This is a genomic window from Devosia pacifica, assembly GCF_014652635.1.
In the GTDB taxonomy this organism is placed as follows: domain Bacteria; phylum Pseudomonadota; class Alphaproteobacteria; order Rhizobiales; family Devosiaceae; genus Devosia; species Devosia pacifica.
The window spans coordinates 291349-303122 of the sequence record NZ_BMZE01000003.1; the positions used below are offsets into that span (position 1 = coordinate 291349).

An 11774-nucleotide genomic window follows, 5' to 3' on the forward strand; every position below is an offset into this window, starting at 1 on the left:
ACGGAGCTTATATACGTCCTGACGATGAGTGAAACCGGCGATGCGCAGCAGATGACAGGAAAGGCGTTGCGGCGCGGCTGGACAACAGGCGCCTGTGCGACGGCGGCGACGAAGTCGGCGCTCTACGCGCTGCTCGGCGCCGACTTCATCGACCCGGTGACGATCACTCTGCCAAAGGGCGAAACACCCGCGTTTGCGCTGGCACACGAGGACCGGGGCCCTGACTGGGCCTTGGCGGGAATCATCAAGGATGCCGGGGATGACCCGGACGTCACGCACGGCGCGCTGGTTAGTGCACGTGTCGCGCGCGGCGAACCGGGGAGCGGGATCGTGTTTCATGCCGGCGACGGCGTCGGGATGGTGACGCGACCGGGGCTGCCGATCGATGTGGGCGAACCAGCGATCAATCCGGTGCCGCGTAGCATGATGCAGCAGGTCGCGCTGGAGAGTGCCGAAACGTTCGGCGTATCGCCCGACTTTTCGATCACCATAGGGGTTCGTGACGGCGCAAGGCTTGCGGAAAAAACCTGGAACCCGCGGCTCGGTATCGTCGGTGGGCTGTCCATTCTCGGCACGACGGGTATCGTCGTTCCGTATTCCTGTTCGGCGTGGATTCATTCCATTCATCGCGGAATCGACGTGGCGCGGGCGATGGGGCTGAGCCATGTCGTCGGCTCGACCGGCGATCGATCTGAACAGGCTGCGCGCGCAAGGCTTGGCCTTCGAGAAGAAGCTTATCTCGACATGGGCGATTTCGTTGGCGGGATGCTGAAATATCTCCGCCAACACCCTGTCGAGACCGTGACGATTGCAGGCGGTTTCGCCAAGATCAGCAAGCTGGCGCAAGGGGCATTGGACCTCCATTCAGCGCGCGGTACGGTCGACCTCGAGACGTTGGCGCAGATGGTTCTGGCGGCGGGGGGCGGCGATGAGCTGGCCACTGTGACCCGTGCGGCAAACACCGCCAACGAGGCGCTGCAACACGCCCGCGACGCCGGCATCCCGCTGGGAAACCTTGTGGCTGAAGCGGCGCGCAAGACGGCCCAGCATGTCCTGAGGGGCGGCGCGGCGGTAAGCATTCTGGTGGTTGACCGACGTGGTGCGATTGTTGGCGAGGCTGGGCTGTGAAGGTTCTGATCCTCGGTGGGACCGGGGAAGCCCGCGCCCTCGCCTCGGCGCTCAGCGGGGCCGGGCATCAGCCGACGACGGCGCTTGCGGGGCGGACCAGCGCCATCGATGCGCTCGCAGGAGCGGTGCATATCGGGGCATTTGGCGGGGCTGAAGGGCTTTCTAACTATCTGAAATCCGAAGGTTTTGAGCGGCTGGTGGATGCAACGCATCCTTATGCGGCGCAGATCTCCGGCAATGCCGTTGCGGCGGCCGAGCTTTGCGGAATTGCGCTAGTGCGGCTGGTGCGACCATGCTGGGAGCCGGCTGATGGCGATGCGTGGGTGCGGGTCGCCGATATCGCTGAAGCGTCACACATGCTGCCAGCTAATGCTAACGTCTTGTTAACAACCGGGCACCGCGGGCTCGAGCAGTTTGCCGAGCGCTCTGACTGCTCATTTACGGCGCGCCTGATCGAGCCGTCGGATGTCTCACCGCCGGAGCACATGAAGGTGCTGCTGTCGCGACCGCCGCACGCTTATGAAAGCGAATGCGCCTTGTTGCAGCGCCTTGGGGCGACGCATCTGGTGACGAAGAATGCCGGTGGCCGGCAGACGGCGCAAAAGCTGGTGGCGGCGCGCGATCTGGGTGTTGAGGTGGTGATGATCGAGCGCCCCGTACTTGCCGCCGCCGACGAGGTGGAGGATGTCGCGGCGGTTCTCGCCTGGATGGGCCGCTAGGCGGAGCGGCTGCGCTTCTTGCCGGCATTGCGCAGGATATGCGCGTAATCCGGCGCGTAAAGGCGCGAATCGTTGAAACGGGTTTCGCCAAAGACATGACCAACGAACACCAAAGCGGTGCGTGTGATCTTTTCGGCCCGCACCCGCGCCTTCAGTTCCGACAGCGTCGTGATGATGATCTTCTCGTCCGGCCAGGTGGCGCGATAGACAACGATCGCCGGGCAGTCGGCGCCGTAATGCGGCGTTAGCGCTTCCTCGACATAGGCGAGGTTGCGGATGGACAAGTGGATAGCCAGTGTTGCTTTCGATGCGCCGAGCTGTTCGAGGCGCTCGCCGTCCGGCATGGCGCTGGCCTTGCCCGATGTGCGCGTCAGGATCACGGTCTGCGCGATTTCCGGCAGGGTCAACTCGGTGGCCAATGCCGCGGCGGCCCCGGCGAAAGCCGGCACGCCGGGCACAACCTGATAGTCGATCCCGAGCGCATCGAGGCGGCGCATCTGTTCGGCGACCGCGCCATAAAGCGATGGATCGCCTGAATGCACCCGCGCCACGTCTTCGCCGCGCGCATCGGCTTCGGCCATATCAGCGATTATCTCATCGAGATGCATCGGCGCGGTGTCCTTGACGATGCCATCCTTAGGCGCGGACGCCACGATCTCTTCGGGCACGAGCGAGCCTGCATAAAGGCATACCGGACAGCGTTCGATCAGCCTGAGGCCGCGTACGGTGATGAGGTCTGCGGCGCCCGGACCGGCGCCAATGAAATAGACTGTCATGAGTGCTTTCGCTCGTAGCCGCGCGGTGTGAAGGCAAGCGTACGCCCATCACCGCGCGTGAGTGTTCTGGTGGTGCTGGCGCCGAACAGCACAACCGTCAGCATATCGATTTCGGTCGGATCGAACGCTGCAAGCGTCGTCACCCGGACATGTTCTTCGGGTCTTCCCACATTGGTGCCGATGACCACAGGCGTAGTGCCGGGGCGATGCTCAAGAAAGATCGCCTTGGCCTTTTCGATCAGATCAAGGCGGCGGCGCGAGCGCGGGTTGTAAAACGCGGTGACGAAATCCGCCTCGGCGGCGGCCTCAAGGCGTGACAGGATCGCTTCTCGCGGGGTCAGCAGATCCGACAGCGAGATGGCGCAGAAATCATGCCCAAGGATGGCGCCGGCGGCAGCGGATGCAGCCTGCATGGCTGAGATTCCCGGATGGCTTTCGACTATTACGCGCCGCGCGCTTTCGGAGACCGCGCGCTCGCCTTCGGCATCGAGCAATTCATAGACAAGCGTCGCCATGGCGTAGATCTGCGCGTCGCCGGAGCAAATCAGCGCAACGCGGCGCCCCTCGCCTGCCAGCTCAAGTGCGTGGCGCACCCGCACCTCTTCATCGCCCAAGTCGAACCGGTGCTGGTGCTGGCCATTTTCGAGGTCACTAGCCAGATCGAGGTATAGGCCGTAGCCCACCCAATCCTCGGCTTGCAGCAGCACGGCGCTCGCATCGGCGCTTCGCTGTTGCGGATCACCGGGCCCGAGACCAACGATGTGCACCACACCGACGGCGCGCCCGAATTTTGCGGCGTCGATAGGCGCTGACGCCTCACCGACGGCGCAGGTGGCGCGGCGCGATTTGTGTTTGGGAACGCGCATATCCCCAGCCTTGCAGGCCACGGCTTCTGCAACGCCGGGTGTGCCAACTTCCGCCGCGACGATGCTCGACGGATTGAGCAGGCGATGGCTTTCCGCTGCGAGGGCTTCGGGGGAGAATACGCGGAAAGGCACGCCGAAATGCGCGGCTGCACGATGCAGCGCAGTTTCGTCTGCCTTGACATCAATGCTGCCGATGGCGGCCAGCGCCATCTTTGAAAGACCGGCCTCTGCAAGCGTTGCTTCGAGCAAGCCGATGACTTCGGCGGCATCGGTGCCGCGCTCACAGCCGACACCGGCAACCAGAGTGCGCGGCCTGATGACCAGGTCTGCGACAAGGCTGGTTTCCGGGCCGATTGCGACGGTGAGCGAAGACTGCGGATCGATCGGATATCCCGCGTCGGCAAGCAATGTGGCATCACCCGCAACTTGAAGCGCTTCGCCCGACAGAACACGGGCCATCACGTGTTTGGCCGCACTCCGGTCCTCTAGACGATAGCCGTCCGGCAGATCGTCTAGGGCATGCGCGAAGCGTTCGTCGGACGCGGTGGTGAGGGCAGCGCTGCCGCCCAGGGCTTCTGCGATTTCGCGTGCCAGGCGGTTGGCCCCATGGTGACCGCCTAGAAGCGGCACGGCGTGGGCACCATTCTGGCTGACTGCAATGACGGGCGGTTCAATGTGCTTGTCGCCAAGCAAGGGCGCGAGCACCCGGATCAGAATGCCGGCGGCGCAAACGCCGATGATGGGACGGCCTTGAGTGAATGCGAGGCGCACCGCCTCGGCGCTGCCGGGCACCTGTTCGGCACCAAGCGCCTCGACGATGCGCGCTGCCGTCGCCTCCCCGGTTGCGGCAAATGTCAGAACCAGTGGCTTCAAGGCGTGCGCCCCCAGGGTTCATGACCACGATAGCAAAGGATGATCGAGAAATACGGCCGCTCGTCATGGCGGAAGGCCGAGAGTGGCGAGATGCGCTCACGGCCAGAGCTGGCGTGTTCGACGACGACGGCATTGCCGGCGTGGCCGGTTTCCATCAACAGGGCCCTGACCCTGTCGAAGTGGCGTCCGACCTTGATAATCGCTGCGGCAGGCGCATTCGCGAGCTCTTCGCGTAGCGTTTCATCCGGCAGCGGCGCCGGCAGAACCTTGAGGACCTCATTGCGCGCCGCGATTGGTCGCCGGATGGACGCTGCGGCGGCAGTCAGCGAACTGACGCCGGGGACAATCTCGATTGGGGCGTGCGACGCGATGCGATCAACGAGGTACATTGCCGAGCCATAAAACAGCGGATCGCCTTCACACAGATAGGCTATGTCGTCACCGGCATTGAGGCGCGTCAGCATGGCCGCTGCGGCACGATCGTAGGCGGCCTTTGCCGGTGCGCGATCGACCCGCATCGGGATGGTAATCGGCATGCGCTCGGCATCGGGGTTGAGGTGCGGGCTGGCGATTTCGAGGGCCAGCGCCTGATCCTCGACCGTCGCCGGATAGGCAACGACCGGGGCCGTTCCCAACAGCCTCGCGGCTTTCAGCGTCAGCAACTCCGGATCACCGGGGCCGACGCCAATTAAATGCAGAGTTCCCGTCATGGCTTGATGACCAGCCATTGGGTTACGGCCATTTTCGGCTTCATCACCCGGTGCGTGCCGACATGATCAAGGCTTGAGACGGCGATACGCGCGATATGGCCGCCAAGGCGCGCCTGACGCTCCATCACCGCCTGTTCGCCATCGATGGTGACGGCATTGGCGACGAGCCGGCCACCGGGACGCAAGGCGGCCCAAGCGGCCTCGAACACCAGATCATTGCCAACATCGCCACCGAGAAAGATCGCATCCGGTTCAGCCCGGTCAGCGAGCGTTTCCGGTGCGTCGCCAGCGACAATCTCGAGAGCAGGCGCGCCGAGCGCCAAGGCGTTGGCGCGGATCATTTCGAGACGCTCCGGATGGCGCTCGAATGCAATGGAACGGGCATCGCGCGCGGCGCGCATCCATTCGATTGCAACCGAACCGCAGCCGGCCCCGACATCCCATAGCAAAGCTCCGGGATAGGGCGCGAGCTTGGCAACGCTTGCGGCGCGCACTTCGCGCTTTGTCAGCTGCCCATCAGAGACGAACGCGTCGTCAGGCAGACCTGGCAGCGGCGGCAGGAGCGCTGCCGAGTCGGCGGATGCGCAATCGAGCGCGAGAACATAAAAATCCGAAAGATCGCCCGGCTCGTAGCCTTCGGCGTCCTGACGGCAGATGCGCTCATCGGTGCTGCCGAGGTTTTCGAGGGTGACCATCATTGTGTCGCCATAGCCGCGATCGACCAGCAGGTCGGCGACAGCTTGAGCCGTCAGCCGGTCCGATGTGAGCGCCAGGACGCGATTGCCGGGCAGAACGTGCGGGTGCAGCCTTTCGACCGGACGGCCATGCAGCGAAACCATCGCCAGATGCTGCATCGGCCAATGCAGCCGTGCGGCCGCAAGCTGGAACGAGGATGGGCACGGGTGCATGCGAAACTGTTCCGTCGGCATACGCCGAGACAGGGTCGCGCCGATGCCGAACCAGTTGGGATCGCCCGAGGCCAGCAAGACCGTCGGGGTCTGGCGGCTTTCGAGGATCTTTTGGACCATTTCTTCGAGCGCACCGTCCCACTCGACGCGTGTCTGGCCGTCGCGCTTTGGAACTCCATCGAGGCGGCGTTTGACGCCAATGACGGTGCCGGCCTTCTCAATCAGGGCTTTGGCGCCTGTATCTATTCCGTCAACGCCAGATTCCGGCACGCCGATGATATCGAGCCAGACGCTCATCGCGACTCGCCCTTTGCCAGCATGGCAATGGCGTTCACCGCAGCCGATGTGATTGCGCTGCCACCGAGGCGGCCAACCAGCGTGATGTAGGGAACGTCGAAGGTTTCAGCGATGAGTTCGCTTTTCGATTCTCCGGCACCGACGAAGCCGACCGGCAGGCCGAGGATCAAGGCGGGGCGCGGTGCCCCCTCCTCCAGCAACTCGAGAAGCCGGAACAATGCGGTTGGGGCGTTGCCGATGGCGACGACGGCCCCCTCCATCCGGTCGCCCCAGAGATCGACAGCAGCAGCAGAGCGCGTGTTGCCGATTGCATTTGCGTGGTCAGCCGTTTGTGGATCATTCAAGGTGCAAACCACCGGATTGTCTGCCGGCAGATGCTTTCGGGTGATCCCCGATGCGACCATTTCCGCATCGCAAAGGATCGTCGCACCCGCCTGAAGCGCGGCGACGCCACCCTCCGTGGCGTTGCGCGAAAAGATCATCCGATCAGCGATCTCGACCATGCCGCAGGCATGAATCATGCGCGCCGCAACCGTCGCATCGAACAGCGAGAAGCGCGCAAGATCGGCCTCCGCCCCAACGATTTCGAAGGAGCGCCGATAGATCGCTTCAGGGTCGCGCAGATAATCCATCTAGCGCTTCCGCAGGCTACGCGCCAGACGACCGGGGACCGCGGGTAGCGTCACTGGCCCCAGCGGGTGGTCGGCATGCGGATATGGATGATGGTGATGATCGTGCGCATGGTCGTGATCATGTTCATGCGGGTGGTCGTGATCATGGTGATGATGATGCTCATGATCGTGGTCGTGATGATGATCCGCGTCGTCATGCGCGTGGGTGTGCAGCGGGGTGAACGGCAGGCCGTGGATGCGGCAGAATTCCTCGTCGCGACACGACGCATCGCAATCGCCGCCGCATGGGCAGTTTTCGAGCCCGCCACCAATCCCCTCGACATGATGGTGGTGACTTTCCTGGGCCATCCCGACTTCGGCCTCAAAGCCGAGAACCTGCTCTCGGTATTTGCACATCGAGCAGTTCATCAGGTTTTGGCCGACAAGCGTTTCGCGGATGCGATCGACGAAGGTTTCTATGACCAGATCATGGTCGTTGAGGTACGGCGCCTTGACGAATTCGATGCTCGGATGGCGCGCTGCGGCATCGGTCACCGCATCATAAATGCGGTTCACCAGAACGCCGGTGAACATGAAATACGGGAACACCACAACCCGGCGGTAGCCGAGCTTGACCGCGTGTTCGAGCGCCGGGGCGACGAGGGGGAAGGTGACGCCGGAATAGGCGACTTCGCCCCAGCCGAAGCCCATGCCTTCCCACAGCATGCGCATGACCTTGGCAACGTTGGAATTGGCATCGGGATCGGAGGCGCCACGGCCAACGACCACCAGCAGGGTTTCAGCGCGCGGGATGTCACCGCCAGCGGCGGCGAGCCCCTGTTCGACACGATCGCCCGCGGCGCGCAGCATCTTCAGATCGACACCGAGTTCGCGGCCATAGATCACCTCAAACCCCTCATGCGCTGCGGCATAGGTATTGAGGACGGACGGGATATCGTTCTTGGCGTGGCCGGCGGCGAACAGCATGCCCGGCACGGCGAGCACGCGCTTGACGCCTTCGGCGCGCAGCTTGTCGAGGCCCTGGTGGATCACCGGATTGGCAAATTCGAGATAGCCGTATTCCACCGGCACGTCCGGCAGGCGCTCCTTGAGCCGGCCGGCGAGGACCGAAAATTCATCGACGGCGCGGATGTTGCGGCTGCCATGGCCGCACAGCATGACGCCGGTATCGGGGGGTAGAATCAGATCGGACATAAACGCCTCGTGTCTTCAAACAGGAGGCAGGTTCGCGAAAACCGTTGCAGCCCCGGATCTGGTCCCCGATTTGGGTCGACCGCACCGGGCTCTGTTTCAGTTCCTCAAGGAACGCTGCGCAATGGCCGGCTTGTACGGCGTTCGCCGGGCCGGGTCAACGAAGCTCAGGCGGCGGGCCCGGCCGGCAGGAACTCGCGGCGCACCGCCTCATCGAGAAGCCCCAAGACCAGCTGATGCAGCTGGCTTGAGCCATCAGCGATGACCGCCATGCGCTTGCGCACCTGGGCGGCATTCACCCCGTGCTCGCGCCACATCGCACCGCCGGTAAAGATGTTGTGCAAGAAGGGCTGCAGGCGATCCATGGTGCGGGCAAAGCGCGCGGTTTCGCTCTCATGCGCCTCGAACTCATCCCAGAGGGCGCGCAGGTCCGTGCCCTGCTCGGCGGGCAGCATGCCGAACAGGCGATCGGCGGCGCGCTGTTCGCGCTCATCCTGATCCTCTTGGCCGGTCTCGTCATAAAGGAAGGTATCGCCGGCATCGATTTCGACGATGTCGTGGACCAACAGCATGCGCAACGCCTTGTCGACGTCGACGCCCGGTGACGCGAACTCGCGCAGCAGCATTGCCATCATCGCCAGATGCCAGGAGTGTTCGGCATCGTTTTCGCGTCGCGAGAGATCGATAATCGGGGTGCGGCGGAGGATGGTTTTCAGGCGGTCGATTTCGACGACGAAGCGAAGCTGTGCGGATAGCCGGTCAGAGGTTAGCGAGCCAATGAGGTCGAACAACTCGTCGCGCGTGGTCTGGGGAATCATCGAAGGCCCTTTCTCGTTGAACCGCACCATGTCATTTGGCGCCCGACCGGTGCACGAATTTTCTGCGAGAACTTCGGGCAGAAATTGAAAAGCGGCCTATCGATCAATGGCTTGCAGAGCGCTCGCGCTGATGCGAATGCACTTGCAAATCATTGGCGAAAACAATGGGTTGCGTCGGTATGGCGTCCGGGATATGCCGCCGCTTCACCGCTCCCCGCCAAAGCCGACAGAGGCCGATCATGGACAGACGCACCGTCTGGATTTCCGCTGCCAGCGTATTGGTGGCGGTGGTTGTGCTGGCAACGAAAGTGCTCGCCTGGCGGGTCACCGGGTCGGTAGCACTGTTTTCGGATGCGCTCGAATCGATCGTCAACGTGATGACGGCGATCGCCTCGCTGACGGCGGTCAGCATCGCGCAAAAGCCGGCTGACTCCACCCTGCCCTATGGATACCACAAGGCCGAGTACTTTTCGGCCGTGCTGGTGGGCGTCCTGATCATCGTCGCGGCCGCATTGATTGCGCGCGAAGCCTGGGAGGGGATACTGAATCCGCAGCTGCCCGAGGCACCGGTCTTGGGCCTGGCCATTGGCGGCGGCGCGACGGTGCTCAACTTCGTGTGGGCGCGCGTTCTCATCCGGCATGGCCGGAAGGCCCTTTCGCCGGCGCTCGAGGCCGACGGCAAGCACCTGATGACCGATGTCGTCTCGACCGTTGGCGTCATTGCCGGGCTGGTGCTGGTCTATCTCACCGGATGGGCGGTTCTGGATTCGGTGTTGGCGGCGCTTGTGGCGCTGAACATCATCTGGTCGGGCTGGGGTGTGATCCGCGAGAGCGTCGGCGGGCTGATGGATGCGGCTGTGTCTCCGGAGCAGCAGACCAGGATCCGCGAAACGATCTCGAGCAATGCCGATGGCGCCATCGAGGCGCACGACATCCGCACACGCCAGGCCGGCAAGATGACCTTCATCGACTTCCACCTTGTGGTGCCGGGTGCGATGAGCGTTGGGGCTGCGCACGAAATCTGCGACCGGATCGAGGCGAAGCTGCGCGAGGCCGTGGAAGAGGTGACAATCACCATCCATGTCGAGCCAGAAGAAAAAGCCAAGCATTCGGGCATTGTGGTGGTTTGACTGGACGACGCCCCGGGCGCATTCTGAGGCAATGCTGCGCTTTGTCCTGACCGTGATGTTTGCCGTTTTCGTGCCTGCCCTTGTGGCGGGACAGGAAGGCTACACCAACCAGCGCTTCGGCTATGTCATTCCTGTTCCTGAGGGGTTTTCCGGCGCAGGCGAAAGTACCAATGGCGATGGCCAGGTCTTCACCGGTCGACGCGGTGAAACGCTGACCGTCTGGGGCGGAAACCTGCTGCAATCGTTCGAGGCGGAAGTGGCAGAGCGCCAACGCTCGGCGACGGGCAGCGGCTGGCACCTGACCTATCAGGCGACGACGCCGCGGTGGGCGAGTTTTTCAGGCGTCGATGGCGGGCGCATTTTGTACCAGCGCATGATCGCCTTGTGCGACGATGCCTATGCCAGTTTCCGGCTCACCTACCAGCAAGCCGAAATCGAGCGCGTCAGGCCAACCCTCGAGCGCCTGGTCAGCCAGTTGCGCAGCACGCGGCGCTGCGATTAGCCGGGCCTAGAACTCGATGCCGGCCTGCGCCTTCACACCGGCGCGGAATGGATGCTTGATCTCGGTCATTTCGGTGACCAGATCAGCGATCTCGATCAACTCATCCTTGGCGTTGCGGCCTGTGACGATGACGTGGGTATCGCGCGGCTTGTTCCTGAGGGTTTCGACGACTTCGTCGAGCGGCAGGTAATCATAGCGCAGGCAGATATTGAGTTCGTCGAGCAGCACCAGCTTATAGGTCTCGTCGGCGATCATTGCCTTTGCGGCGTCCCAGGCACTGCGCGCAGCCGCGAGATCACGCTGACGGTCCTGCGTATCCCAGGTGAAGCCCTCGCCCATGGCGCGAATGGTCACCTGTTCGGGGAATTTCTCCAGCACGTCGCGCTCGCCTGTCCCCCATTTGCCTTTGACGAACTGCACAATGCCGACGTTGAACCCGTGGCCGATGGCGCGAAACACCATGCCGAATGCCGCTGTCGACTTGCCCTTGCCCCTGCCGGTGTGAACGATCACCAGCCCGCGCTCTTCGGTCTTGGTGGCGAGAATCTTGTCGCGCGCCGCCTTCTTCTTCTTCATCTTTTCGGCGTGATACGCATCGCGCTCCGCCTCGGTCATGGTGTCGGTCTTTTTCGGGCTGCGCTCGCTCATCGACAGGTCTCCGCGTGGTCAATGATGATCCGGGCCGCCTGTTCGGGCGGCAGGTGTGTCGTATCAATGTCGATACGGTTCGGGTGCTCGATTTGTATGAGCCTGCTATTTCGGCGCTTCTCTGCCGCTGCCGCGACATTTGTGGCTTTCAGACGGGCGCGGCGATCTTCGGAGTCGATACGCGCTGCATGCGCTTCATCTGACGCGTTCAGCAATACCGGCACGAACAGCCGTCCGGTCCGCGCGGCTAGCGCCTGCACCTTCTCATAGGCCGCCCAATCGCCGGGATCGTCATCCATGAGTGCGTTTGTCAGAACGTAGCTGAAGTCCGGAGGCGCAAGAGTTTCTATTGAAGCAAACGCCTGATCCTTGATGACATCAATATAGTCCCAGACTTTTTCCGGGAGCCCTGTGTTGCCATCCATCCTGATCAGCGAGAAGACGACGTTGTTAACCAGATGATTGTCGAACAGACGGGCATCCGTCATCGCGCAGATCGCCTTGGCGATCGTAAGCTTGCCGACCCCGTAATGGCCGATCAGATAGATGATCGTCGATTGCATGCACCCTTCCCCT

General features: G+C 63.1%; 13 protein-coding genes. 4 read left to right on the forward strand and 9 right to left on the reverse strand.

Annotated features, from left to right (window positions below; all coding sequences use genetic code 11):
• Positions 1-51: 51 nt before the first annotated feature.
• Together IE127_RS14265 and IE127_RS14270 are read left to right on the forward strand one after the other, a co-directional pair.
• Entirely contained in the window at positions 52-1128 is a 1077-nt protein-coding gene (locus IE127_RS14265; RefSeq protein WP_189426786.1) for a cobalt-precorrin-5B (C(1))-methyltransferase, read from the forward strand.
• The gene (locus IE127_RS14270; protein WP_189426386.1) at positions 1125-1847 is read left to right on the forward strand and encodes a cobalt-precorrin-6A reductase; all 723 of its coding nucleotides are present in this window, start codon (positions 1125-1127) and stop codon (positions 1845-1847) included. The genes IE127_RS14265 and IE127_RS14270 overlap by 4 nt, the downstream gene beginning before the upstream one ends.
• Here the strand turns inward: IE127_RS14270 and cobM are convergent.
• The 7 genes from cobM to IE127_RS14305 form a co-directional block, all read right to left on the reverse strand.
• Entirely contained in the window at positions 1844-2623 is a 780-nt protein-coding gene (cobM, locus tag IE127_RS14275) for a precorrin-4 C(11)-methyltransferase (RefSeq protein ID WP_189426387.1), read from the reverse strand. The genes IE127_RS14270 and cobM overlap by 4 nt on opposite strands.
• Positions 2620-4362, reverse strand: coding sequence for a precorrin-3B C(17)-methyltransferase (gene cobJ / locus IE127_RS14280; protein ID WP_189426388.1), 1743 nt, complete (start codon positions 4360-4362; stop codon positions 2620-2622). Before cobJ ends, cobM begins: the two co-directional genes overlap by 4 nt.
• Positions 4359-5090 carry a precorrin-2 C(20)-methyltransferase gene (gene cobI, locus IE127_RS14285; RefSeq protein WP_244640206.1) on the reverse strand — a complete coding sequence of 244 codons (732 nt, stop codon included), beginning with the start codon at positions 5088-5090 and terminating at the stop codon, positions 4359-4361. The genes cobJ and cobI overlap by 4 nt, the downstream gene beginning before the upstream one ends.
• Positions 5069-6277 carry a precorrin-6y C5,15-methyltransferase (decarboxylating) subunit CbiE gene (cbiE, locus tag IE127_RS14290; protein ID WP_189426390.1) on the reverse strand — a complete coding sequence of 403 codons (1209 nt, stop codon included), beginning with the start codon at positions 6275-6277 and terminating at the stop codon, positions 5069-5071. Before cbiE ends, cobI begins: the two co-directional genes overlap by 22 nt.
• On the reverse strand, positions 6274-6909 hold the full coding sequence (locus IE127_RS14295) for a precorrin-8X methylmutase (protein ID WP_189426391.1): 636 nt from the start codon (positions 6907-6909) through the stop codon (positions 6274-6276). Before IE127_RS14295 ends, cbiE begins: the two co-directional genes overlap by 4 nt.
• On the reverse strand, positions 6910-8103 hold the full coding sequence (locus IE127_RS14300; RefSeq protein ID WP_189426392.1) for a sirohydrochlorin chelatase: 1194 nt from the start codon (positions 8101-8103) through the stop codon (positions 6910-6912). It lies immediately after the preceding gene.
• Positions 8104-8267: 164 nt separating this feature from the next.
• The gene (locus IE127_RS14305) at positions 8268-8918 is read right to left on the reverse strand and encodes an HD domain-containing protein (protein ID WP_189426393.1); all 651 of its coding nucleotides are present in this window, start codon (positions 8916-8918) and stop codon (positions 8268-8270) included.
• Between the two features lie 239 nt (positions 8919-9157).
• On the opposite strand from IE127_RS14305, the gene IE127_RS14310 reads away from it, so the two are divergent.
• A complete protein-coding gene (locus IE127_RS14310) occupies positions 9158-10048 on the forward strand; it encodes a cation diffusion facilitator family transporter (protein ID WP_189426394.1) in 891 nt (296 codons plus the stop codon).
• Between the two features lie 31 nt (positions 10049-10079).
• Positions 10080-10550 carry a hypothetical protein gene (locus IE127_RS14315; protein WP_189426395.1) on the forward strand — a complete coding sequence of 157 codons (471 nt, stop codon included), beginning with the start codon at positions 10080-10082 and terminating at the stop codon, positions 10548-10550.
• 6 nt (positions 10551-10556) lie between these two features.
• Here IE127_RS14315 and cobO read toward each other — a convergent pair whose 3' ends face one another.
• On the reverse strand, positions 10557-11198 hold the full coding sequence (cobO, locus tag IE127_RS14320; protein WP_189426396.1) for a cob(I)yrinic acid a,c-diamide adenosyltransferase: 642 nt from the start codon (positions 11196-11198) through the stop codon (positions 10557-10559).
• Positions 11195-11761: a hypothetical protein gene (locus tag IE127_RS14325; RefSeq protein ID WP_189426397.1), complete on the reverse strand. Its 567-nt coding sequence runs from the start codon at positions 11759-11761 to the stop codon at positions 11195-11197. The genes cobO and IE127_RS14325 overlap by 4 nt, the downstream gene beginning before the upstream one ends.
• Between the last annotated feature and the right edge of the window lie 13 nt (positions 11762-11774).

What these genes read in the sequence shown, in the direction of transcription:
- IE127_RS14305 (WP_189426393.1), bottom strand. Translation starts at nt 8,918, where the DNA reads ATGATTCCCCAGACCACGCGCGACGAGTTGTTCGACCTCATTGGCTCG.
- IE127_RS14315 (WP_189426395.1), top strand. Translation starts at nt 10,080, where the DNA reads ATGCTGCGCTTTGTCCTGACCGTGATGTTTGCCGTTTTCGTGCCTGCC.
- cobM (WP_189426387.1), bottom strand. Translation starts at nt 2,623, where the DNA reads ATGACAGTCTATTTCATTGGCGCCGGTCCGGGCGCCGCAGACCTCATC.
- cobO (WP_189426396.1), bottom strand. Translation starts at nt 11,198, where the DNA reads ATGAGCGAGCGCAGCCCGAAAAAGACCGACACCATGACCGAGGCGGAG.
- IE127_RS14300 (WP_189426392.1), bottom strand. Translation starts at nt 8,103, where the DNA reads ATGTCCGATCTGATTCTACCCCCCGATACCGGCGTCATGCTGTGCGGC.
- IE127_RS14325 (WP_189426397.1), bottom strand. Translation starts at nt 11,761, where the DNA reads ATGCAATCGACGATCATCTATCTGATCGGCCATTACGGGGTCGGCAAG.
- cobI (WP_244640206.1), bottom strand. Translation starts at nt 5,090, where the DNA reads ATGGCTGGTCATCAAGCCATGACGGGAACTCTGCATTTAATTGGCGTC.
- IE127_RS14310 (WP_189426394.1), top strand. Translation starts at nt 9,158, where the DNA reads ATGGACAGACGCACCGTCTGGATTTCCGCTGCCAGCGTATTGGTGGCG.
- IE127_RS14295 (WP_189426391.1), bottom strand. Translation starts at nt 6,909, where the DNA reads ATGGATTATCTGCGCGACCCTGAAGCGATCTATCGGCGCTCCTTCGAA.
- cbiE (WP_189426390.1), bottom strand. Translation starts at nt 6,277, where the DNA reads ATGAGCGTCTGGCTCGATATCATCGGCGTGCCGGAATCTGGCGTTGAC.
- IE127_RS14265 (WP_189426786.1), top strand. Translation starts at nt 52, where the DNA reads ATGACAGGAAAGGCGTTGCGGCGCGGCTGGACAACAGGCGCCTGTGCG.